The sequence below is a fragment of the Allobosea sp. 10L422 genome (genome assembly GCF_056395345.1).
Genome location: NZ_JBFTJI010000004.1, coordinates 221217 through 242179, shown reverse-complemented (window position 1 = coordinate 242179; position 20963 = coordinate 221217). Strand labels below are relative to the sequence as shown.

Here is a 20963-nt window from a genome sequence, read left to right as displayed (position 1 = left end):
GTGCGCATGGAAACGAGACATGGGAGGGTGCATGCTAGCCCCGTTCGACGCCGCTTCTGCGACTCCGCTCCTCTCGGTCGAGGGCGTGACGCTGCAATACAAGACGCCCGACGTGGTGGTGACCGCGACGCGCCGCGTCTCCTTCGACGTCTATCCGTCCGACCGTTTCGTCCTGCTCGGCCCGTCCGGTTGCGGCAAGTCGACCCTGCTCAAGGCGATCGGCGGCTATCTCACGCCGGTCGAGGGCGAGATCAGCCTGAAGGGCCGCAAGGTTTCCGGCCCCGGTCCCGACCGCATGATGGTCTTCCAGGAATTCGACCAGCTCCTGCCCTGGAAGACGGTACGCGAGAACGTCGTCTTCGCGCTGACGGCTTCCGGCCGCGCCACCCAGGCCGAGGCCGAGGAGCGCGCCCGCTCCTATATCGACAAGGTCGGCCTCTCCAAGTTCATCGACAGCTATCCGCATATGCTGTCCGGGGGCATGAAGCAGCGCGTCGCCATCGCGCGCGGCATGGCGATGGAGCCCGACGTCCTGCTGATGGACGAGCCCTTCGCAGCGCTCGACGCCCTCACCCGCCGCAAGATGCAGGACGAACTCCTGCGGCTCTGGGACGACACCAAGTTCACCGTGCTCTTCGTCACCCACTCGATCGAGGAGGCGATCAAGATCGGCACCCGCATCCTGCTGCTCTCGCCACATCCCGGCGAGGTCAAGGCCGAGCTCAACAGCGTGCCGCCCGAGGAGATGGGCACCGGCAAGCAGGCCGCGCTCGAAACCCGCATCAACGACATGCTCTTCGCGCATCATTGAACCGGAGGAGACCGACATGACCGACCTCGTCAGCTTCCGCCCGGAAATCATCCGCGACGTCAATTCCAGCGACGCCCCCGTCGTCGCCAAGACCATCGGCTGGGCCGAGCGGATCTACCGCCTCGGCTTCGTCCGCAAGGGCCTTATCCTCGCCGTCCTCGCCATCGCCTGGGAGGCCTATGGCCGCTGGCTCGGCAATCCCCTGCTGTTCCCGACCTTCGGCCAGACCGTCACGGCCTTCGTCGAGAACATCGTCAACGGCGTCATCCCGCAGCGCATGCTGGTGTCGCTGCAGACGCTGATCATCGGCTACAGCATCGGCATCGTACTCGCCGCCCTGCTGACGACGCTGGCCATCGGATCGCGCATCGGCGCGGACCTGCTGGAAACCCTGACATCGATGTTCAACCCGCTGCCGGCGATCGCGCTTTTGCCGCTGGCGCTGATCTGGTTCGGGCTGGGCACCGGCAGCGTGATCTTCGTGCTCGTCCATTCCGTGCTCTGGGCGATCGCGCTCAATACCCATGCCGGCTTCCGCTCGGTCTCGAACACGCTGCGCATGGTCGGGCAGAATTACGGATTGCGGGGCCTGAAGCTGGTGCGGCTCATCCTGATCCCGGCCGCCTTCCCGGCGATCCTGACCGGCCTCAAGGTTGGCTGGGCCTTCGCCTGGCGCACGCTGATCGCAGCCGAGCTGGTCTTCGGCGTCTCGTCGGGCTCCGGCGGCCTCGGCTGGTTCATCTTCGAGAACCGCAACCAGCTGGAGACGGCGAATGTCTTCGCCGGCCTGTTCACGGTGATCCTGATCGGCCTCTTCGTCGAGAACGTCATTTTCGCCACCATCGAGCGCAAGACGATCCGGCGCTGGGGCATGCAGCACTGACTGTTCATATCCACAAGGCCGAACGGCCGTCACTCGGAGGGAAACACCTATGGCATTCAAGACATTCCTGCGCAGCGCCTTCACCGTCGCAGCGCTCGGCGCGGCACTCACCGCCCCGGCCCGCGCCGAGGTGAGCGAGGTCCGCGTCTCCAAGGGCTTCGGCATCCTCTACCTGCCGCTCATCGTGATGCAGGACCAGCAGTTCCTGGAGAAGCGCGCCAAGGCCGCGGGCCTCGGCGACGTCAAGGTGACCTGGCTGATGCTCGACGGCGGCAACGTCATCAACGACGCGATGATGGCCGGCACGCTCGATTTCGCCGGCACCGGCGCACCGGGCTTCGTCACGCTCTGGGCCAAGGCCAAGGGCATCCCGGGCGTCGAGGTTGTCGGCGTCTCCGGCATGAGTTCGACCTCGCTCTGGCTGATGTCGAACAAGCCTGAGCTGAAGTCGCTCAAGGACTTCACCGGGACTGACAAGATCGCCCTGCCCGGCATCAAGACCTCGCTCGCCGCCGTCGTGCTGCAGATGATCGCGGCCAAGGAATTCGGCGACGCCAACTACGCCAAGATGGACCCGATGACGGTGAGCCTGCCGCATCCGGAGGCGCTCGCGGCCCTGATCGGCGGCAAGACCGAGATCAAGGCGCATTTCACCTCGCCGCCCTTCCAGTACATCGAGGCCAAGAGCCCCGGCATCCACCGCGTACTCAACTCGGTCGATTATCTCGGCAATCTGACGCTCGACGTCACGTTCGCGCCGAAGAAGTTCGTCGATGCCAACCCTAAGATGACCCAGGCCTTCATCGACGCGATGGACGACGCCAACGACCTCATCGCCAAGGACAAGAAGCTTGCCGCCGAGATCTTCGCCAAGAGCTCGAAGGTCAAGGTCGACGCCGCCGAGGTGCAGCAGATGATCGAAGACAAGGATTCGCGCTTCACCGCGACGCCCGAGGGCGTGATGAAATTCGCCGAGTTCATGCACAAGGCCGGCTCGATCAAGGTGAAGCCCGCCAAGTGGAGCGACATGTTCGTGCCGCAGATCGCCGGCCGCCAGGGCAGCTGAGCGGAACGCGGATCGAACCTAGCTATGTGGCGGGACGCGACCACGCGTCCCGCGGCGCAGGACTGGCGAGCAGCGGCACGCGGACCGGCTCAGGACAGCCAGCGCGGCAAACGCGCTGGCGCGGCGCCGGAGAGAGCCGCTTCGATGCAGTCCTCGAATGTTCCGAGCCTGACGGTGCAGCCCGAGAGCCCGGGTCCGTAATGCGCATATTTTCCGGAGTTGGTGAGGACCACCTTCGCCCTCTCCGGAAAGACCGGGCGCGTGATCGAGCACCAGCAGAGATCGGGGATGACCTCGACGCCGCTCTCTCGAAGACTTGCCAGGGTCCCCTCGGCCTTGGCAGCGGCGAGGACGTCCCGGCCCGTCGTGATGATGACGGAGAGATTGCCTGCAAGGCGGTGTCCGCCAAGCCGCTCGGCGACGGCCCTGCACTCTTCCGGTGAGGCGTGAGGGCTGCCGATCGCGACGAGATCGATGCCTGCCGGCCCGTCGTTCAGCTGGCGCCAGCCGGCTGCCAGCGCAGCACGCGTGATGACGACCTCGTCTTCGGGGCTGCTGCCGAGGCTGTCCGCTTCCGGCGTGATACCCTCGATATGCAGCATGGCCGCCGCCGAGGTCGTACCGAACGCGGCGCAGAGCGCCTTGAGATCGTCCCGCGTCGGGCGCGCCTGCGCGAGCCCTTTGATCAACGGGACCCGATCCGGCGCGGCCAGTCCGGCGAGATAGCCGATCAACGGCCAGGCCGCGCTGTCCGCCCCCTCCGGCAAATCCACCCGAACCGCACGGCGGGCGCGCCGGCCTTCGTCGAGGAACGCCCCGGCAAGTGGCGCGCGGCCGGTGACCGCGATGCAGAAGTCCAGGAAATCGGGGTGCTTCGCCGTCCGGGCTCCCAAGACCGAATTGGCGAAGATCACCGCATTCGATTCCGACCAGCCGATCGCCTCGCCCAGCCCGGGCGGCTCCGGCAGGGAATAGGGAGCGCAGGTGAAGCTCGGCCGGCAGCCCATGCGGACATAGGCATCGGCCAAGTGCGCGGCAGGCTCGCCGAACGCCGGCGCCACGCCCTGTCGGCGCCAGTTGGCGTGATCCACCGAAATCGCGTTCATGGTCGTCGGGACGCGAACGCGGGCTGCCAACTCCTCCATCTTCTCGGCGAAGATCAGATTGGCCGGTCCGGCATAGATGCAGCCATCGACATGAGCCCGCGTGACATCGACGAGCGCGGTCGCGCCCTGCTGTTGGGCCATGGCGCAGACGATACGCATGGCCTGCTGTGCGGCCACTCCTTCGCCGCCCGTGAGCAAGCGGCGATCGCTGGCTGACAGCTCCAGGTCGCCATGCGCAGCGGCGGAAAGCGGGATATGGAGCCGCCCGCCATCGGCCAGGACCGCGTCCGACATAACCTGCGCCCCGGACGCGGAAGAGAGCGCGTCGAACGCTTCTGTCGGCAGGCGAATAACCGGAATGGGATGTCCGAACATTTCCGCGGCGACGATGGCGCCCAGCGTCAGCGTATCCTCGGGGCCGGCAAAGACCAGAGCCGCGGGGCTGCGCCCGGAAAGCGCGAGTTCCAGCAGCACGCCCGAGCCCGAGCAGGAGCCGCGGCTGGTCGGCATCAGCACCACGGCTCCGGCGAGCGAGACGCCGTGCGACGGGTGGTGCACGTCGATCACCGTTCCCGTGGCCGCATCGACCCCGCCCCAGAAACTCAACGGCTCCCCCAGCACGACGACCGGCCCGGAGGCCGTGCCGGGAAGGAGCGAGATTCCAACGTCGCGGCGCAAAGATAAATCCCTCTCGCTGGTCATCGGGTGGAGCGGAAAAGGTACCGCGAAGGCGCGTAGCAGCACCCTCGCCGGCACGAAGCCATCTCACCTGATCAGCGGGACTTATTGAAGCCCCCTTCGCCGCGGACCATTCATCGTCTCGCAGCCGCGCCGGACGAGCTGGTGCCGAACGAGAGCGGCGCATCCCTCCAGAATTTGCCGAGGGTTCCGTTCCGACGAGCCCAAACCCTTGTCGAGGAAAGGACCGTAAAATTCTGGGAATGCTATAAGAATGGCGCGGTTAGCCCCTCGCGTTTTTGCTGAGGCACGCGCGTAGTCGCAGCCGCATGGACGGGGATTTCCGCCCCCGCCTCGTGGCGAGGTTCATCGGCACCGAACCCTACGACCGGCCGCCGGAAATCCACCAAACGCTGGAGGAGCAAGCCGCAAGCGGCAATTGCTGGCGAATGCCCGTCGCCCTAGCCCCTGAGATCAGGTGATCAAGTTCGCGAGCATGACCTGGACGATCGAGCTGCCGTCGGATGCCCCCGCGGAAAGCAGGCGCGCAGCCGCTGCCGCGATCATTGCACAGTGCAGATAAAATTGAGCGAGGCATTGCCTGTCGTTTTCGAGGTTCTCAGGCCCGAGCTCGCGCAGCGTGGAAAACCCGATCTGGCAAGGCGCTCGCCTGGGCCCATCCACCATCCAGAACCTGACGCTCTGCCGCCAGTTCGCAAGATCGGGTGCGGTTTTCTCGTCGAAAACGAAAGCCATGGTCTGCCTCATCAACTCGAATGCGGGATATTCCTCAAAAATGCGCCGGAGCAGGAGTTTCTCGGGCCGGCGCCCCAAGCCCAACATCGCCAGAATGGGCGAGTTCCACCCGGCAACGCTATTGTCGAAAGCTGACCCAAACGTGACGCTGGCGCTGGCTGTCAGCCCCGCTCACGGAGACTTGTCCAGCAGGCGCGGACGAGCACTTTCCAACGACATCTACAGCTGGGCCCGTTGCAGCCGGAAAGGCCGGTGGTGCCGCGTCTTCGCGCGCGGCACCATGGGAATTCCGTGGGGCTCGAGTTCGAGGAGGGCTTCAAGATGGTCTGCTCGGAGGAGCTGGCGGAGATCGAACAACCGGGGCGCGTTCAGGCGCGGACCCGTGAGCGTTCGGCGGCGCTCGATCGGGCGTTTTCTGACATGCGACAGTCGGGCCCTGTCGGAGGGACGGCGGGCGGTGCCGACCCTCAGGCGGTGTCGGCCAAGATCGCCAGTACCCTTGCTGCCTCCACCCGACTGCGGAAGAATCCGGTCGACCTGGCGACAGTGCGGGAAGTGGATGCGATAAGGAGAGGGGCCGAGCCAAACGTCGCGAGAACAAAACGCGACGAAAATTATAACCGAGTCGGCCGGAATTTCTACCGGAAGCAAGAGATTAGCGACTAACCTCTTGATTTATATGGCGCGGGCGACGGGGCTCGAACCCGCGACCTCCGGCGTGACAGGCCGGCACTCTAACCAACTGAGCTACGCCCGCGCTGGGCGGCTGAGGCATTCGCCGTCAGCGACGTGGTGAGTATTGCCCCCGGCTGGAAGTGTCAAGCGCGTGATGCCGGCAAATTCACATCTGGGGAAAAATCCCTTCGCCGGCATTCACGGTTCAGGCGTGCCCCCTCCCATGTCAGGCGATGCGAGGCAGGGATCGAGCAGCACGTGTCGGCGGTCCTGACGGTTATATCCGCCTCGCAGGAGGGCTTTGTCGCCCAATTTGAGATCGTTGGCGCTGTAGGTCACGCACAGCACGCGGATGCCGGGTTCAGCGCAGACAGCGACATACCAGAGCGTCCCATCGGTCTGAATCAAGGACACGGTGCCGGTGATCGCCATATCCACACGCGAATCTGGCGGGATCGAACCGGGCAATTGTCCGGCGACGTCTTCGCAACTTGCCGGTTGGCCCGGTTGCTCGGGTTGCGAGAAGGCCGGGCGGCCAGCAAAAAAGGAATCCGGGAGCAGCGTTTGCGCCAATGCCGGCTCCAGCCCCAGAGCGGCTGCGAGAGCCGCGACGGCAAGGGGCCGCCGGCAGCGCGAGCGGAAGCGATTCTGCAAAGATGCGTTCACCCCGGCCAGCCTGCCGATCAAGATGGCGGAATTCGGCCGGAAGCCGCGATTCGTCCACACACGAGCGACGGGGGGCGCTTGCGATGCGACGCTTCAGGCCTTAAACGGCAAGCACCGGGGGCGGTTAGCTCAGTTGGTAGAGCGCCTCGTTTACACCGAGGATGTCGGCGGTTCGAGCCCGTCACTGCCCACCAGCCCTTCCCGGACATCGTGGCCTAGCCATGGTCCAGACCCTGCTGACGACCGCGCGTCGCAGCAAAACGCGGGCGTAGCTCAGTCGGTTAGAGTGCCGGCCTGTCACGCCGGAGGTCGCGGGTTCGAGCCCCGTCGCCCGCGCCAGTTTCCCCGGACATGCCGGCCAGTCCTACCCGGATGGATCATCCTGCCGGCACCCAAAAGAAAACCGCCGGCGCTTGCGCACCGGCGGCTCTCATTCCTCAGGCCGAAAGTCAGTGGGCGACGACGCCCGCCGCCTCGTCGTCCGCCCCCGGAGCGGGCACGGCCTTCAGATCCTCTTCCCAGACGATAGGAACCGGCTGGCGGGTCAGCGCATGCTGCAGCACCTGCTCCATGCGCGAGACCGGGACGATCTCCATGCCGTCCTTCACCGACTTGGGAAGATCGATCAGATCCTTGGCGTTCTCCTCCGGGATCAGCACCTTCTTGATGCCGCCGCGAAGCGCCGCCAGGAGCTTCTCCTTTAACCCGCCGATCGGCAGCACCCTGCCCCGCAGCGTGATCTCGCCGGTCATGGCGACGTCACGGTTGGTCGGGATGCCGGTCAGGATCGAGACGATGGCGGTCGCCATCGCGATGCCTGCCGAAGGCCCGTCCTTCGGGGTCGCCCCTTCCGGGACGTGCACGTGGATGTCGCGCCGGTCGAAGAGCGGCGGCTCGATGCCGAAATCGACGGCCCGCGAGCGGACATAGGACGCCGCCGCCGAGATCGATTCCTTCATCACGTCGCGCAGGTTGCCGGTGACGGTCATGCGGCCCTTGCCGGGCACCATGACGCCCTCGATCGTCAGCAATTCGCCGCCGACCTCGGTCCAGGCCAGGCCGGTGACGACACCGACCTGATTCTCCGTCTCCGCCATGCCGTAGCGATAGCGCGGCGGGCCGAGATATTCCTCGAGCAGCTTCTCGTCGACGACGACCTTGTCCTTCTTGCCGAGCACGATGTCCTTCACGCCCTTGCGGACGGTGTTGGAGATCTCGCGCTCGAGGTTACGGACGCCGGCCTCGCGGGTGTAACGCCGCACCAGGGTCTGCAGAGCCTCGTCGGTGATCGACCACTCCTTGCCGGTCAGCCCGTGCTTCTTGATCGCGTTCGCGATCAGGTGCTTGCGCGCAATCTCGGTCTTCTCTTCCTCGGTGTAGCCGGCGATGCGGATCACCTCCATCCGGTCCAGCAGGGCCGGCGGGATGTTCAGCGTGTTCGCCGTCGTCACGAACATCACATTCGACAGGTCGTAGTCGACCTCGAGGTAATGGTCGTTGAAGGTCGAGTTCTGCTCGGGGTCGAGCACCTCTAGCAGGGCCGCCGAGGGATCGCCACGAAAGTCCTGGCCCATCTTGTCGATCTCGTCGAGCAGGATGAGCGGGTTGGAGGTCTTGGCCTTCTTCATCGACTGGATGATCTTGCCGGGCATCGAGCCGATATATGTGCGCCGGTGACCGCGGATCTCGGCCTCGTCACGCACACCGCCGAGCGACATGCGGACGAACTCGCGCCCCGTCGCCTTGGCGATCGACTTGCCGAGCGAGGTCTTGCCGACGCCGGGAGGGCCGACAAGGCACAGGATCGGGCCAGCGAGCTTGTTGGCGCGCTGCTGCACGGCGAGGTACTCGACGATGCGGTCCTTGACCTTGTCCAGGCCGAAGTGATCGTCGTCCAGCACCAGCTGGGCGGCGTTGAGGTCCTTCTTGATCTTCGAGCGCTTGCCCCACGGGATGCCGAGCATCCAGTCGAGGTAGTTGCGCACGACGGTCGCCTCCGCCGACATCGGCGACATCTGGCGCAGCTTCTTCAGCTCGGCCGTCGCCTTGTCGCGGGCTTCCTTGGTCAGCTTCGTCTGGGCGATGCGCTCCTCCAGCTCGGCCAGCTCGTCACGGCCTTCCTCGCCGTCGCCCAGCTCCTTCTGGATCGCCTTCATCTGCTCGTTGAGGTAGTACTCGCGCTGGGTCTTCTCCATCTGGCGCTTGACGCGCGAGCGGATGCGCTTCTCGACCTGGAGCACGGACATCTCGCTTTCCATGAGCGAGAGCACCTTCTCCAGACGATGGGCAACGTTGGTGATCTCCAGCACGCCCTGGCGATCGGCGATCTTCACCGCCAGATGCGAGGCGACCGTGTCGGCGAGCTTGGCGGGCTCGTCGATCTGCGAGACCGCAGCGACGATCTCACCCGAGATCTTCTTGTTGAGCTTCACATAGCTCTCGAACTCGCTGACGACCGAACGGGCCAGCGCCTCGACCTCGACCTTCTTGCCTTCCTCCTCGGCCTGGCCGGTGGCCTCCGCCTCGTAGTAGGACTCGGTCGCGGAATAGGACAGCGCCTTGGCGCGGCCGACGCCCTCGACCAGCACCTTCACGGTGGAGTCGGGCAGCTTGAGAAGCTGCAGCACGCGGGCGAGCGTGCCGATTTCATAGATATCCTTGGTCTGCGGGTCGTCATCGCCGGCGTTCTTCTGSGTCGCMAGCAGGATSAGSCCGTCSGTCTTSACCACTTCCTCGAGSGCGCGGATCGACTTCTCGCGCCCGACGAAGAGCGGGACGATCATATGCGGGAAGACGACGATGTCGCGCAAAGGCAGAACCGGGTAGGTGCCGGTCTCGCCTGGGACGAAGGGAGCGCGTGGCGTCGAGCCAGTCATGGCAGTTCCTTTGCAGTTGCGCCCGGCACCCCCCCAAGATGGGCTGAGCGATCGGACGTATGCGGCCAGAGCGACCATTCGCTCCTCCGCCCCCGCGCATCGCACCCTAGCTAGGCATGCGACTCTCGCAAGTGCACCTAAGGTGGAGACTTCCTCGCCGGCTTTCAAGCGAGGTATCCGGGCCATGCACCGCTGTCCTGCAGCAGGCGAAGGACGGAAACCAAGACCTGCGACGGTTCAATCTCCCACGAAGCTGTCGCAGTACGGCACTGCGACGAGCCAATGCCCATCACAACGCAAAACGCGCGCCAATGGCGCGCGTCGCGTTGTCACAAGGCTTGAAAAATCTCAGGCCGAGGCGGTTTTGGTCTCGTCCTCGCGCTCCGCGTAGATGAACAGCGGCCGCGCCTTGTTCTCCACCGCTTCCGGGCCGATCACGATCTGCTCGACGCCCTCGAGGCCGGGCAGCTCGTACATGGTTTCGAGCAAAATGCCCTCCATGATCGAACGCAGGCCGCGCGCGCCGGTCTTCCGCTCGATCGCCTTGCGGGCGATCAGGCTGACGGCCTCGTCGGTGAAGGTCAGCTGCGTGTCTTCCATCTCGAAGAGGCGCTGATACTGCTTGACCAGCGCGTTCTTCGGCTCGGTCAAAATCGTCTTCAGCGCGGCCTCGTCGAGATCCTCCAGCGTCGCCAGAACCGGAAGGCGGCCGACGAACTCCGGGATCAGGCCGAACTTCAACAGATCCTCGGGCTCGACCTCGCGGAAGATCGCGCCGGTGCGGCGCTCGTCGGGCGCCTTGACGGTCGCGCCGAAGCCGATCGAGGTGCCCTTGCCGCGGCTCGATATGATCTTGTCGAGACCGGCGAAGGCACCGCCGCAGATGAAGAGGATGTTGGTGGTATCGACCTGCAGGAATTCCTGCTGCGGATGCTTGCGCCCGCCCTGCGGCGGAACCGAAGCGACCGTGCCCTCCATGATCTTCAGCAGCGCCTGCTGGACGCCCTCGCCCGAGACGTCGCGGGTGATCGAGGGATTGTCCGACTTGCGRCTGATCTTGTCGATCTCGTCGATATAGACGATGCCGCGCTGCGCCCGCTCGACATTGTAGTCGGAGGCCTGGAGCAGCTTCAGGATGATGTTCTCGACRTCYTCGCCGACATAGCCGGCCTCGGTCAGCGTCGTCGCATCCGCCATGGTGAAGGGCACGTCGAGGATGCGGGCGAGCGTCTGCGCAAGCAGGGTCTTGCCCGAGCCGGTCGGCCCGATCAGCAGAATGTTGGATTTCGCCAGCTCGACGTCGTTGTGCTTCGTCGCGTGGCTGAGGCGCTTGTAGTGGTTGTGGACCGCCACCGAGAGCACCTTCTTGGCATGATCCTGGCCGATGACGTAGTCGTCCAGAACCTTGCGGATCTCCTTGGGAGTCGGCACGCCGTCCTTCGACTTCACCAGCGCGGATTTCGATTCCTCGCGGATGATGTCCATGCAGAGCTCGACGCATTCATCGCAGATGAACACGGTCGGGCCCGCGATGAGCTTGCGGACCTCGTGTTGGCTCTTGCCGCAGAAAGAGCAGTACAGCGTGCTCTTAGAGTCGCCGCCGGGCTTATTAGCCATTGTCCATCTCCAGTTCCGGAGACCGGGACCACATCAGCCGAGGCGGATGCAACCGTCGTCTCTCCGTCATAAATAAGCGCTCAGATCACGATGATTAGGTTAACGACCCGTTCCGATACATCCGGAAACGCAGGGCCAATCCAAACCGGATCATAGTGGAGCGCTCGTCCGCTCACCCCCGACCCCATGCAAACACGGGGCCGATCTTCTTTCAATATGGCCCCTGTGAGCCGGCACGCCAACCCACAGGTTCGACACCCCGCGTCGCGGGGCTCAGGCCGCCTCTTCCGGCCGCTTCTCGATGACCTGATCGATCAGGCCGAACTCCTTGGCCTGCTCGGCGGTCATGAAGTTGTCGCGCTCCAGCGCGGCGTGGACTTCCTCGTAGCTGCGGCCGGTGTGCTTCACGTAGATTTCATTGAGCCGCTTCTTCAGGCTTTCGACTTCCTTGGCGTGGATCAGGATGTCGGTGACCTGGCCCTGAAAGCCGCCGGAAGGCTGGTGGACCATGATGCGGGCGTTCGGCAGGGCGAAGCGCATGTCCTTGGCGCCGGCCGTCAGCAGCAGCGAGCCCATCGAGGCGGCCTGGCCCACGCAGAGCGTCGTGACCGGGCAGCGGATGAACTGCATCGTGTCGTAGATCGACAGGCCGGAGGTGACCACGCCGCCGGGCGAATTGATGTAGAAGGAGATTTCCTTCTTGGGGTTCTCGGCCTCGAGGAAGAGAAGCTGCGCCACGATCAGCGACGCGGAGAAATCCTCGACCGGGCCGGTCAGGAAGATGATGCGYTCSCGCAGCAGGCGCGARTAGATGTCGAAGGCGCGCTCGCCRCGGCTCGACTGCTCGACCACCATCGGGACGAGATTGTTGTAGGTCTCGATCGGATCGCGAAGCATGGCTCAGTCCTCGGGTGATAGCGCCGGATTGCGGCGGTTTATCGAATCAACGGCTGCTAGGAAGACAACCACATAAGCACGGCGAACGCGGCTGAAAAGGGAAGCGCCGCCGGTCTTGAAGGCCGGCGGCGCGAATGTTGGCATTAAGGTTGCCGGCGGCCTCAGGCGGAGGCGTCGTCAGCCTTCTCGCTGGCCTCGGCCTTCTTGGCCTTCTTGGCGGCGGCCTTCTTCGGCTTGGCCTCGGCAGTCTCCTCGGCCTCGTCGTCGGCATAGAGCGTCTCGCGAGAGACGGTCTGATCCTCGACCTTCACCTGGCCGAGGAGGTGGTCGACGACCTTCTCCTCGAAGATGGGGGCACGGATCTCGGCCAGCGCCTGCGGGTTCTTGCGATAGAACTCCCAGACCTGCTTCTCCTGGCCCGGGAACTGGCGGGCGCGCTCGATCAGGGCCTGGGTGACCTCGTCATCCGAGATCTGGACCTTGGCCTGCTCGCCGATCTCGGCCAGCACGAGGCCGAGGCGCACGCGGCGCTCGGCGATCTTGCGGTAGTCGGCGCGGGCTGCGTCCTCGGTGGTGTCCTCGTCGGCGAAGGTCTTGTTGGCGGCCTTCATGTCGGCCTCGACCTGACTCCAGACGCTGTTGAACTCCTGCTCGACCAGCGTCGGCGGCAGCTCGAAGGTGTACTTGCCGTCGAGCGCGTCGAGCAGGCCCTTCTTCAGCTTACGGCGGGACTGGGCCTGGAAATCACGGCCGATCTGCTCGCTCACGGCGGCCCGCAGGGCATCCAGCGACTCCATGCCGAAGGCCTTGGCGAGCTCATCGTCGATCTTGACGGCATCCGGGCCCTGGACTTCGGTGACGGTGACCACGAACTCGGCCGCCTGGCCGGCGAGATGGGCCGCGCCGTAGTTCTCCGGGAAGGTGACCTTGATCGTGCGGGTCTCGCCCTGCTTGGCGCCTTCGAGCTGCTCCTCGAAGCCGGGGATGAACTGGCCGGAGCCGAGATCGAGCGGGATGCCCTCGCCGGTGCCGCCCTCGAAGGCGTTGCCGTCGATGGTGCCGACATAGGAGATGATCAGGCGGTCGCCGCTCTCGGCCTTGGCCTTCTCGCCCTTCGGCGAATAGGTGCGGTTGCCGGACGCCATGCGCAGCAGGGCGGCGTCGACATCGGCGTCTGGAACCTCGGCGACGGGCTTGGTCAGCGAAACGTCGGAGATGTCGGCCAGCTCGATCTTCGGCAGAACCTCGAGCGCGACGGTGAAGGCGAGATCGCCCTTGGCCTCCATCGCGGCCTCGATCTCGTCCTTGTTCTCGGGGAAGCGGATCTGCGGCTCGAAGGCGAGCTTCAGGTTGTTGTCGGCGACGATCTTCTGGTTGGCTTCGTTGACGGCGTTCTGCAGCACGTCGGACATCACCGAACGGCCATAGAGGCGGCGCAGATGGGCGACCGGCACCTTGCCCGGACGGAAGCCGTTGATCTTGGCCTTGCCCTGAAGGTCCTGCAGGCTGTCGTCGAGCCTCGTCTTCAGGTCGGCGGCGTTCAGCACCACCTGGAATTCGCGCTTGAGGCCCTGGGACAGGGTTTCGGTCACGTTCATTTTTTTTACCGCCAACAGCTCGTTTACGTCTCAATGTCCAAAGCGCGACGCCGGTTCCGACCGCCGCCGCGCTCGCGAAAAACTCTCGCATCGGACCAAAAAGTGGAACCCACTCCTCGGAAAATCCGATGCGGCAACAAACACATAGACCGCCGTTCCGCACCCGCAAGGGCGCGCGGCGATCTAGGCCGATGGTGCGGGCGGAGGGACTCGAACCCCCACGACTTTCGCCGCTGGAACCTAAATCCAGTGCGTCTACCAGTTCCGCCACGCCCGCCGGCCCGATAGCGCTGCGTGCGAGCAAACGCAGCGCGGCCATCGTTAAGCCGCGGTGCTATACGCATTTCGGCCGGCGCTTGCAGCAAAAAAATGACGGTTCTGCAAAGAACCCTTCCGGCGCGTGTTTCCACGGCGCGCCGCGTGGCGCCTCTCGCCAGAGCAGCCCACGCGGATTATGCGATATGTCATGACGAAACCACGCCTTGCCCGCCCCGCCCTGTTGTCCCGCCGGCATCTGCTCGCCGGGTTCGGCAGCGCCGGATTGCTGGCGCCGTCGACGGGCTTCGCGCAGGCGCAGGCCGCGCCAGCGAAAGCGCCGGATGTCGCGCAGCCCCGCATGCTCACGGCTGCCCCGGCCAAGGCCCGGCTGCGCCCCACGCCCGCCGCCGAGACGGAGATCTGGGCCTTCGACGGGGTGACGCCGGGCCCGACGCTGCGAATCAAGCAGGGGGAAACGCTGAGCCTGAAGCTGGAGAACCGGACGACGACCCCGCTCGGGCTGCATTGCTACGGTCTGCGCGGCCAAGCAGCACGCGACGGCGTCGGCGGCTTCAGCCAGCCGCCGATCCCTCCGGGCGAGACCGGCGAAATCCGCCTGACCCCGCCGGACAGCGGCACCCTGCTCTACCGGCCCCTGGTCCTCGGCGGCTCCTCGGAGCCCTGTGGCCGCGGTCTGAGCGGCCTGCTGATCGTCGAGGAGCCGGAGCCGCCTGCGGTCGAGCTCGACCTGCCCGTGCTGGTGACGGACTGGCTCCTGGGCGACGACCAATCGCTCCAGCCCTTCGTCCTGCAAGGCAACCCCGCAGCCTCCGCCGGCCGGCTTGGCAGCTGGCTCACCGTGAGCGGCCGCTCCCCGCCGCTGCCGGTGACCGCAAGGCCGGGCGCGCGGATCCGCTTGCGCCTCGCCAATGCCTGCAACGCCCGGATCATGCGGCTGCGCTTCGATGGCGGCAAACCGACCGTGATCGCGGTCGACAGCCAGCCGACGGAGAGCTTCGAGCCGGTTCGCTCGCAACTGCCCTTCGCGCCCGGGACGCGCTACGATGTGGTCCTCGATCTGCCGATAGAAGTCGGCGCCTCGGTCAACGTCACCGCCCTGATCGGGCCGGGCCTGCCGCTGGTGCGAATCGTGACCGCGGGCGAGCCGAAGGTCCCGCCCGCGGCGGTTCCCGCGCTCAAGCTCAACCCGTCGCTGCCCGCCGCCGTCCGCATGCAGGATGCGACGCGTCCGGAGATCGTGATCGAGGGGGGCGCGAAGCTCGGCGACGACCAGAAGCTCGACTTCTCCGGCCTCGATCTCGCCCGGCCCTGGCTGGTCAATGGCGGCGTCGGCAGCCTCGACGCCAAGCCGCTGTTCAGCGTGAAGCGCGGCACGCCGATGGTGATCGCCATCGACAACCGCACCGCCTTCATCCAGCCGCTGCACGTCCATGGCCACAGCTTCCGGCTGTTGCACCCGCTCGACGATGGCTGGGAGAACTACTTCCTCGACACGGTGCAGATCCCGGAGCGCAAGAGGCTGCACATCGCCTTCATCGCCGACAATCCCGGCCGCTGGCTGATCTCATCGACCGTGCTGGAACGCTTCGACCTCGGCGTGTGGGCGTGGTTCGAGGTGACGTGAGGCTGAGCCTCACAGCCCCAGCCGGTCAACCACGTCCTGCACGATCGCGTCCTTGCTGTCCTCCACGGAGACGACGAGCGGCCGCTCGTCCGGCCCGGGCTCTTCCAGCGTCGCGAACTGGCTGTCGAGCAGCGCCGGCGGCATGAAATGATGCTGCCGGGCGGCCATGCGCCGGCCGATCAGCTCGCGCGAGCCCTTGAGATAGACCAGCGCGACGTCCGGCCGATCGCCGACGATCACCTCGCGATAGGCCCTCTTCAGCGCCGAGCAGGTGACGATGCCGTGCTCGCCCTTCGTCCGCAGATCGTCGATCCAGGCGGCGATCGCGGCGAGCCAGGGCTTGCGATCCTCGTCGGTCAGCGGCGTGCCGCCGGCCATCTTGGCGACGTTCTCGGGCGGATGGAAGGAATCGGCGTCCCGGAAAGGCCAGCCGAGCCGCGCGGCCAGCCGCTCGCCCAGCGAGGTCTTGCCGGAGCTGGCGACGCCCATGACGACGATGACGGCGGGCCTGATGGGCGAGCCCTCATCTTGAGGAGCAGCCGCAGGCTGCGCCTCGAAGGATGTTTCAGAGCGCTCTGGAGCATCCTTCGAGACGGCCGCTGCCGCGGCCTCCTCAGGATGAAGGCTCAAGGAACCTGCCAGCTTTTGTGAGCTCACGGCCTCACCCCTGCTTCTTCGGCTCGACATGGCCACCGAAGCCGGCGCGCATGGCGGAGAGGATCTTTTCGCCGAAGGTGTGATCCACCCTCGAGCGGAAGCGCGCGAACAGCGCCGAGGTCAGCACCTCCGCGGGCGTCGCGGTCTCGACGGCGGCATCGACCGTCCACCGGCCCTCGCCGGAATCCGAGACGTTGCCGGTGTAGGAGGACAGCTCCTCGTCAGCCGCCAGCGCCTCTGCCGTGAGGTCGAGCAGCCAGGAAGTGACGACCGAGCCGCGGCGCCAGACCTCGGCGATCTCCGCCACGTCGAAATCGAAGCCGTATTCGGCCGGAAGGCCTTCCTTGGCGGAGGCATTGCGCAGCAGGTCGAAGCCCTCCGCGAAGGCCTGCATCATGCCGTATTCGATGCCGTTATGGATCATTTTGACGAAATGGCCGGCGCCGGTCGGGCCGCAATGCAGATAGCCCTGTTCGCTCGTCGGATTGCGGCCCTCGCGATGCCTGGTGGGTTCGATATCGCCCTTGCCCGGCGCCAGCGCCTCGAAGATCGGCTCCAGCCGGTCGAAAGCCGGTTTGTCGCCGCCGATCATCAGGCAGTAGCCGCGGTCGAGGCCGTGGACGCCGCCGGAGGTGCCGATATCCATGTAGTGGATGCCCTTGGCCGCGAGCTCCTTGCCGCGGCGGACATCGTCCTTCCAGAAAGCGTTGCCTCCGTCGATCAGCGTATCGCCGCCGGCAACAAGGCCGGCCAGCTCGGCCAATGTCGCCTCGGTGATCTTGCCGGCCGGCAGCATCACCCAGATGGCGCGCGGCGCCTTGAGCTTGGCGACCATGTCCGTGAGATCGGCCGCAAGGGTCGCGCCGTCGGCGGCCAGCGCCTGGCCCGGCTTCGGATCGCGGTCATAAACCACGCATTCATGGCCGGCGCGCATCAGGCGGCGCACGATGTTGGCCCCCATGCGGCCGAGGCCAATCACTCCAAGCTGCATATCCGACACTCCGCGAAGCCCGCCTTTGTCGCTGCTTCAAGCATGGAGGCGGCGGGCGGGGCAAGCCGGCGCAGTTCCGGCGTCATGTCCGGGCCCGGCTCTGCAAGGCTCGCCAACGCCCCGGTGTGACGCCATAGGCGCGGCGGAACTGGCGGGTCAGATGGCTCTGATCGGCGAAGCCGCAGGCCAAGGCGGCATCCGCCAGCGACAGGTCCTGCGCCAGCAGGCGCCGGGCGCGGTCAAGGCGGCGCATTATCAGATAATTATAGGGGCTGGTGCCGAAGGCCGCGCGAAACTGACGCGCCAGCGCGAAGCGATCGAGACCGGAGACGGCCTCGAGCCGCACCGAATCGACCCCCTCGGCGGTATGGGCGTCGAGATAGTCGCGCGCCTTCTCCAGTGCCGCGACATCGGAGCGCATTGGTCTGGGGCTGGCTGCCGAGGGATCGAGGGCGAGCAAGGCATCCGCAAGCCGCTGCATCAGATCGTCGACGGCCATCGAGTCGAGCGGCGCATCGAAATCTCGCAACGCGCGTGCGATGGCGGCGACCAGGCGCCGGTCCTGCGAGACAGCGGAGGAAACGAAGGGCAAGGCCTTGCCATGCTCGCCCATCGCGTCGCGGATCAACCGCGGCTCGACATAGAGCATGCGGTAGCGGAAGCCCTCAGCGATGCCGGAACGCCCGTTATGGACTTCGTCCGGATGGATGACGATGGCTTGGCCGCTGAGGCTGTCACAGCGTGCGCCGCGATAATCGAAGGATTGCACGCCCGAGAGCGTCAGGCCGAAAGCGTAGGTGTCGTGGCGGTGCGGGTCATAGGCGTAGCCGCGAAAGAAGGCCTCGATCCGCTCGATGCCATCAGTCCCGCTGCCGAGCCGCACCCAATCCTCGCCCCCCGATCTGCACGATCGTTCAAGACGCGCCCTTCCCGCTTCGGCTATCGCTCGATCCATGCGTTACGATACCAAGATCGCCATCGTGGTGCGCGAGAATCTCGCGACCTGGCAGAAACTCAACGTCGCCAGCTTCCTGTCGGGAGGGCTTGTCGGCGCTGCCCCCGAAATTGCGGGAGAACCGTATCAGGACGGTTCGGGCCGCTTCTATGGCCCGCTGATCCGCCAGCCCGTGCTGATCTTCGCCGCCACGGCTGAGGATCTGAAACAGGTGATGCAGCGCGCGCAGGGCCGCGGCGTGCGGGCTCATCTCTATACGAATGAGCTGTTCACGACCGGCAACGACGTCGACAACCGTGCGGCGGTGGCGGCGGTCACGACGGCCGATCTCGACCTTGTCGGCCTCGGGCTGCATGCCGAACGGAAGGAAATCGATAAGATCGTCAAGGGGTTGAAGCTTCACGGCTGAGATTTCGATTCAAGCTCGCATGCCAGCGCCGGGCACCCTCGCGGCGCTCTCATTTTCTCGCCGACAGACGCTTGACTTAGAGCGCGCTCGAACCCGTAGCTTCCAAGGCGTCGTGATGAGAAGAAGGCGCCCATGAAAATCGGTGAACTGGCCAGGCGTTCGGGATTATCGGCCCATACGATCCGCTATTACGAGCGGATCGGGCTGTTGCCCTATGCCGACAGGGACCGGTCGAGCCAGCGCGACTACGACGCTTCGATCCTCGTCTGGATCGAGTTCCTCGGCAAGTTCAAGACCACGGGCATGCCGATCCGCGAGATGCTGCGCTACGCGGCTTTGCGAGAACAGGGTTCTGGCACGGAATCCGAGCGCCGCACTCAGCTGGAGCGTCACCGCGAGCAGGTCCGCGCCCGCGTTGCGGAGCTCAACGCCTGCCTTCTCGTCCTCGACACCAAAATCGCCGGCTATGGCGACGCCGAGAAGAGGATCGACGATTATGACGCAGAGCTTTTCCAACGCCGCCAACACTCGTCTCGAACGCGGCAAGCGCGCCCTCGCTGAGATCGACGGCGAAGCCGGCCACAAGGTGATCGCGGCGCTCGCCGATGTCGCACCTGATTTCGCCGACTATGTCTTGGAGTTTCCATTCGGCGACATCTATTCGCGGCCCGGTCTCGACCTGCGCGCCCGCGAGATCGCGACGATCGCCGCGCTTGCGGCGATGGGCAATGCCGCGCCGCAGCTCAAGGTGCATATCGAGGCGGGGCTCAATGTCGGGCTCTCGCGCCCGGAGATCACGGAGGTCCTGATGCAGATGGCGGTCTATGCCGGATTTCCAGCCGCGCTGAACGGGCTGTTCGCGGCCAAGGAGGTGTTTGCGGCGCGCGACCTCGCGGCCTGAGCCAGGGCTCAGTAGGCCCCGCTGGCTCCCGGTCAGCGCGTTCTGCCCTCACACCTGAATCAACCGCTGCACCTGATTGCCGTCGAGTTCGTTCATCGGCCCCGACAGCACGACCTCGCCGCGGTCCATCACGAACATGGTGTCGGCGAGATCGCGGGCGAAGTCGAAATACTGCTCGACCAGCACGATCGCCATGCCGCCCTTCTGGCGGAGATAGTCGATGGCGCGGCCGATATCCTTGATGATCGAAGGCTGGATGCCCTCGGTCGGCTCGTCCAGAACCAGCAATTTGGGCCGGGTGACCAACGCTCGCGCGATAGCGAGCTGCTGCTGTTGGCCACCCGAGAGGTCTCCGCCGCGCCGGCCGAGCATCGACTTCAGCACGGGGAATAGGTCGAAGAGTTCATCCGGGACGTAGCGATCCCTGCGCTTCAGCGGCGCAAAGCCCGTCTCCAGATTTTCCTTCACCGTCAGCAGCGGGAAGATCTCCCGCCCCTGCGGCACATAGGCGATGCCGGCGCGCGCGCGCTCCTCGCTGCGCAGCCCGGAAATCTCCTCTCCGTCGAAGCGAATATGGCCTGCCGAGATCGGCTGATGGCCGACGATGGCGCGCATCAGCGAGGTCTTGCCGACGCCGTTGCGCCCCATCACGCAGGTGACCTTGCCGGGCTCCGCAGCGATCGAAACATGGCGCAGGGCCTGCGCGGCGCCGTAATGCAGATTGATGGCGTCGACGGTCAGCATCGCATCATCGCCCCAGATAGACTTCGACGACGCGCTCATTGGCGCTGACCTGATCGAGGGGGCCCTCTGCCAGCACCGAGCCCTCGTGCAGCACCGTGACCTTCACGCCGAGCTCGCGGATGAAGCCCATGTCGTGCTCGACGACGATCACCGAATGATCCCTGGCGATCTCCTTGAGCAGCACGGCCGTTTGCGCCGTCTCGCCATCGGTCATGCCGGCGGCGGGCTCGTCGACGAGCAGGAGCTTGGGGTCCTGCGCCAGCAGCATGCCGATCTCGAGCCACTGCTTCTGGCCGTGCGAGAGCGAGCCGGCCAACCGGTCACGCTTGTCGGCGAGCTTCACGATGCCGAGGATGTCATCGATCCGCTTCTGCTGAGGTTCCCCGGTTTTCCAGAACAGCGTCTTGCCGACCGTGCGCTTCGATTTCAGCGCGAGCAGGATATTGTCCTCGATGGTGTGGAAGTCGAAAACCGTCGGCTTCTGGAACTTGCGGCCGATGCCGAGATTGGCGATCGCGGCCTCGTCGAGACGGGTGAGATCGACGGTGCCGGCGAACATCACCGTGCCGACATCCGGCTTTGTCTTGCCGGTGATAATGTCCATCATCGTGGTCTTGCCGGCGCCGTTGGGGCCGATGATGGCGCGCATCTCGCCGGGCTCGATCGTCAGCGAGAGATTGCGGATGGCCTTGAAGCCGTCGAACGAGACGCTGACGCCGTCGAGATAGAGCAGCGAGGAGGTCAGGGCGCCGGGCACGGGAGCGTTCATCGCCT

General features: G+C 65.6%; 20 protein-coding genes and 4 tRNA genes. 10 read left to right on the top strand and 14 right to left on the bottom strand.

What is annotated here, in order from left to right; genetic code table 11:
- Positions 1 to 31 precede the first annotated feature (31 nt).
- Genes AC1DEZ_RS11230 through AC1DEZ_RS11220 form a run of 3 tightly spaced genes read left to right on the top strand, consistent with a single transcriptional unit; the run spans position 32 to position 2760 of the window.
- On the top strand, positions 32 to 811 hold the full coding sequence (locus AC1DEZ_RS11230; RefSeq protein ID WP_441511409.1) for an ABC transporter ATP-binding protein: 780 nt from the start codon (positions 32 to 34) through the stop codon (positions 809 to 811).
- Positions 812 to 827: 16 nt separating this feature from the next.
- Positions 828 to 1694, top strand: a complete 867-nt coding sequence (locus AC1DEZ_RS11225) for an ABC transporter permease (RefSeq protein ID WP_441511408.1) — start codon at positions 828 to 830, stop codon at positions 1692 to 1694.
- Positions 1695 to 1743: 49 nt separating this feature from the next.
- A complete protein-coding gene (locus tag AC1DEZ_RS11220; RefSeq protein ID WP_441511407.1) occupies positions 1744 to 2760 on the top strand; it encodes an ABC transporter substrate-binding protein in 1017 nt (338 codons plus the stop codon).
- A gap of 89 nt (positions 2761 to 2849) precedes the next feature.
- Here the strand turns inward: AC1DEZ_RS11220 and lhpI are convergent, their stop codons facing one another.
- Both lhpI and AC1DEZ_RS11210 read right to left on the bottom strand, forming a co-directional pair.
- Entirely contained in the window at positions 2850 to 4568 is a 1719-nt protein-coding gene (lhpI, locus tag AC1DEZ_RS11215) for a cis-3-hydroxy-L-proline dehydratase (RefSeq protein WP_476779696.1), read from the bottom strand.
- Positions 4569 to 5018: 450 nt separating this feature from the next.
- On the bottom strand, positions 5019 to 5300 hold the full coding sequence (locus AC1DEZ_RS11210; protein ID WP_441511405.1) for a DUF1488 family protein: 282 nt from the start codon (positions 5298 to 5300) through the stop codon (positions 5019 to 5021).
- A 291-nt stretch (positions 5301 to 5591) separates the two neighbouring features.
- On the opposite strand from AC1DEZ_RS11210, the gene AC1DEZ_RS11205 reads away from it, so the two are divergent.
- On the top strand, positions 5592 to 5966 hold the full coding sequence (locus AC1DEZ_RS11205) for a hypothetical protein (RefSeq protein WP_441511404.1): 375 nt from the start codon (positions 5592 to 5594) through the stop codon (positions 5964 to 5966).
- Between the two features lie 14 nt (positions 5967 to 5980).
- Here the strand turns inward: AC1DEZ_RS11205 and AC1DEZ_RS11200 are convergent.
- Both AC1DEZ_RS11200 and AC1DEZ_RS11195 read right to left on the bottom strand, forming a co-directional pair.
- Positions 5981 to 6057 (bottom strand) — tRNA-Asp (locus AC1DEZ_RS11200).
- A 116-nt stretch (positions 6058 to 6173) separates the two neighbouring features.
- Positions 6174 to 6662 carry a hypothetical protein gene (locus AC1DEZ_RS11195; RefSeq protein ID WP_441511403.1) on the bottom strand — a complete coding sequence of 163 codons (489 nt, stop codon included), beginning with the start codon at positions 6660 to 6662 and terminating at the stop codon, positions 6174 to 6176.
- A 97-nt stretch (positions 6663 to 6759) separates the two neighbouring features.
- Here AC1DEZ_RS11195 and AC1DEZ_RS11190 point away from each other — a divergent pair.
- Both AC1DEZ_RS11190 and AC1DEZ_RS11185 read left to right on the top strand, forming a co-directional pair.
- Positions 6760 to 6835: transfer RNA gene (locus AC1DEZ_RS11190), tRNA-Val, on the top strand.
- A 68-nt stretch (positions 6836 to 6903) separates the two neighbouring features.
- A tRNA-Asp gene (locus AC1DEZ_RS11185) sits at positions 6904 to 6980 on the top strand.
- A 110-nt stretch (positions 6981 to 7090) separates the two neighbouring features.
- Here the strand turns inward: AC1DEZ_RS11185 and lon are convergent.
- The 5 genes from lon to AC1DEZ_RS11160 form a co-directional block, all read right to left on the bottom strand.
- Positions 7091 to 9517: an endopeptidase La gene (lon, locus tag AC1DEZ_RS11180; protein ID WP_441511402.1), complete on the bottom strand. Its 2427-nt coding sequence runs from the start codon at positions 9515 to 9517 to the stop codon at positions 7091 to 7093.
- Positions 9518 to 9865: 348 nt separating this feature from the next.
- Positions 9866 to 11134 carry an ATP-dependent Clp protease ATP-binding subunit ClpX gene (clpX, locus tag AC1DEZ_RS11175; protein ID WP_441511401.1) on the bottom strand — a complete coding sequence of 423 codons (1269 nt, stop codon included), beginning with the start codon at positions 11132 to 11134 and terminating at the stop codon, positions 9866 to 9868.
- Between the two features lie 273 nt (positions 11135 to 11407).
- A complete protein-coding gene (locus AC1DEZ_RS11170) occupies positions 11408 to 12031 on the bottom strand; it encodes an ATP-dependent Clp protease proteolytic subunit (protein WP_441511400.1) in 624 nt (207 codons plus the stop codon).
- Between the two features lie 161 nt (positions 12032 to 12192).
- The gene (gene tig / locus AC1DEZ_RS11165) at positions 12193 to 13629 is read right to left on the bottom strand and encodes a trigger factor (protein WP_441511399.1); all 1437 of its coding nucleotides are present in this window, start codon (positions 13627 to 13629) and stop codon (positions 12193 to 12195) included.
- A gap of 192 nt (positions 13630 to 13821) precedes the next feature.
- Positions 13822 to 13906 (bottom strand) — tRNA-Leu (locus tag AC1DEZ_RS11160).
- A 189-nt stretch (positions 13907 to 14095) separates the two neighbouring features.
- On the opposite strand from AC1DEZ_RS11160, the gene AC1DEZ_RS11155 reads away from it, so the two are divergent.
- Positions 14096 to 15532, top strand: coding sequence for a multicopper oxidase family protein (locus tag AC1DEZ_RS11155; protein ID WP_441511398.1), 1437 nt, complete (start codon positions 14096 to 14098; stop codon positions 15530 to 15532).
- A gap of 9 nt (positions 15533 to 15541) precedes the next feature.
- Here AC1DEZ_RS11155 and AC1DEZ_RS11150 read toward each other — a convergent pair whose 3' ends face one another.
- The 3 genes from AC1DEZ_RS11150 to AC1DEZ_RS11140 form a co-directional block, all read right to left on the bottom strand.
- The gene (locus tag AC1DEZ_RS11150; RefSeq protein ID WP_441511397.1) at positions 15542 to 16162 is read right to left on the bottom strand and encodes a gluconokinase; all 621 of its coding nucleotides are present in this window, start codon (positions 16160 to 16162) and stop codon (positions 15542 to 15544) included.
- 31 nt (positions 16163 to 16193) lie between these two features.
- Positions 16194 to 17180: a phosphogluconate dehydrogenase (NAD(+)-dependent, decarboxylating) gene (gene gnd / locus AC1DEZ_RS11145; RefSeq protein WP_441511396.1), complete on the bottom strand. Its 987-nt coding sequence runs from the start codon at positions 17178 to 17180 to the stop codon at positions 16194 to 16196.
- An 82-nt stretch (positions 17181 to 17262) separates the two neighbouring features.
- The gene (locus AC1DEZ_RS11140) at positions 17263 to 18063 is read right to left on the bottom strand and encodes an AraC family transcriptional regulator (RefSeq protein WP_441511395.1); all 801 of its coding nucleotides are present in this window, start codon (positions 18061 to 18063) and stop codon (positions 17263 to 17265) included.
- A gap of 70 nt (positions 18064 to 18133) precedes the next feature.
- Between AC1DEZ_RS11140 and AC1DEZ_RS11135 the strand changes: the two genes are divergently transcribed.
- The 3 genes from AC1DEZ_RS11135 to AC1DEZ_RS11125 all read left to right on the top strand — a co-directional run bounded on the left by AC1DEZ_RS11135 (position 18134) and on the right by AC1DEZ_RS11125 (position 19445).
- Positions 18134 to 18544, top strand: a complete 411-nt coding sequence (locus AC1DEZ_RS11135; RefSeq protein ID WP_441511394.1) for a DUF2000 family protein — start codon at positions 18134 to 18136, stop codon at positions 18542 to 18544.
- 132 nt (positions 18545 to 18676) lie between these two features.
- The gene (locus AC1DEZ_RS11130; protein WP_476779695.1) at positions 18677 to 19105 is read left to right on the top strand and encodes a MerR family transcriptional regulator; all 429 of its coding nucleotides are present in this window, start codon (positions 18677 to 18679) and stop codon (positions 19103 to 19105) included.
- On the top strand, positions 19041 to 19445 hold the full coding sequence (locus AC1DEZ_RS11125; protein ID WP_441511392.1) for a carboxymuconolactone decarboxylase family protein: 405 nt from the start codon (positions 19041 to 19043) through the stop codon (positions 19443 to 19445). The genes AC1DEZ_RS11130 and AC1DEZ_RS11125 overlap by 65 nt, the downstream gene beginning before the upstream one ends.
- A gap of 48 nt (positions 19446 to 19493) precedes the next feature.
- Here the strand turns inward: AC1DEZ_RS11125 and urtE are convergent, their stop codons facing one another.
- Complete coding sequence (gene urtE / locus AC1DEZ_RS11120) at positions 19494 to 20189, bottom strand: urea ABC transporter ATP-binding subunit UrtE (protein WP_441511391.1); 696 nt, start codon at positions 20187 to 20189, stop codon at positions 19494 to 19496.
- A 4-nt stretch (positions 20190 to 20193) separates the two neighbouring features.
- The gene (gene urtD / locus AC1DEZ_RS11115; protein ID WP_441511390.1) at positions 20194 to 20958 is read right to left on the bottom strand and encodes an urea ABC transporter ATP-binding protein UrtD; all 765 of its coding nucleotides are present in this window, start codon (positions 20956 to 20958) and stop codon (positions 20194 to 20196) included.
- Positions 20959 to 20963 lie beyond the last annotated feature (5 nt).

Bases quoted from the DNA above. Each gene is read 5' to 3' on its own strand.
- urtD (WP_441511390.1), bottom strand. From the start codon at position 20,958: ATGAACGCTCCCGTGCCCGGCGCCCTGACCTCCTCGCTGCTCTATCTC.
- AC1DEZ_RS11225 (WP_441511408.1), top strand. From the start codon at position 828: ATGACCGACCTCGTCAGCTTCCGCCCGGAAATCATCCGCGACGTCAAT.
- AC1DEZ_RS11130 (WP_476779695.1), top strand. From the start codon at position 18,677: ATGAAAATCGGTGAACTGGCCAGGCGTTCGGGATTATCGGCCCATACG.
- AC1DEZ_RS11125 (WP_441511392.1), top strand. From the start codon at position 19,041: ATGACGCAGAGCTTTTCCAACGCCGCCAACACTCGTCTCGAACGCGGC.
- tig (WP_441511399.1), bottom strand. From the start codon at position 13,629: ATGAACGTGACCGAAACCCTGTCCCAGGGCCTCAAGCGCGAATTCCAG.
- AC1DEZ_RS11155 (WP_441511398.1), top strand. From the start codon at position 14,096: ATGACGAAACCACGCCTTGCCCGCCCCGCCCTGTTGTCCCGCCGGCAT.
- AC1DEZ_RS11210 (WP_441511405.1), bottom strand. From the start codon at position 5,300: ATGGCTTTCGTTTTCGACGAGAAAACCGCACCCGATCTTGCGAACTGG.
- AC1DEZ_RS11230 (WP_441511409.1), top strand. From the start codon at position 32: ATGCTAGCCCCGTTCGACGCCGCTTCTGCGACTCCGCTCCTCTCGGTC.
- gnd (WP_441511396.1), bottom strand. From the start codon at position 17,180: ATGCAGCTTGGAGTGATTGGCCTCGGCCGCATGGGGGCCAACATCGTG.
- urtE (WP_441511391.1), bottom strand. From the start codon at position 20,189: ATGCTGACCGTCGACGCCATCAATCTGCATTACGGCGCCGCGCAGGCC.
- AC1DEZ_RS11135 (WP_441511394.1), top strand. From the start codon at position 18,134: ATGCGTTACGATACCAAGATCGCCATCGTGGTGCGCGAGAATCTCGCG.
- AC1DEZ_RS11220 (WP_441511407.1), top strand. From the start codon at position 1,744: ATGGCATTCAAGACATTCCTGCGCAGCGCCTTCACCGTCGCAGCGCTC.
- lhpI (WP_476779696.1), bottom strand. From the start codon at position 4,568: ATGACCAGCGAGAGGGATTTATCTTTGCGCCGCGACGTTGGAATCTCG.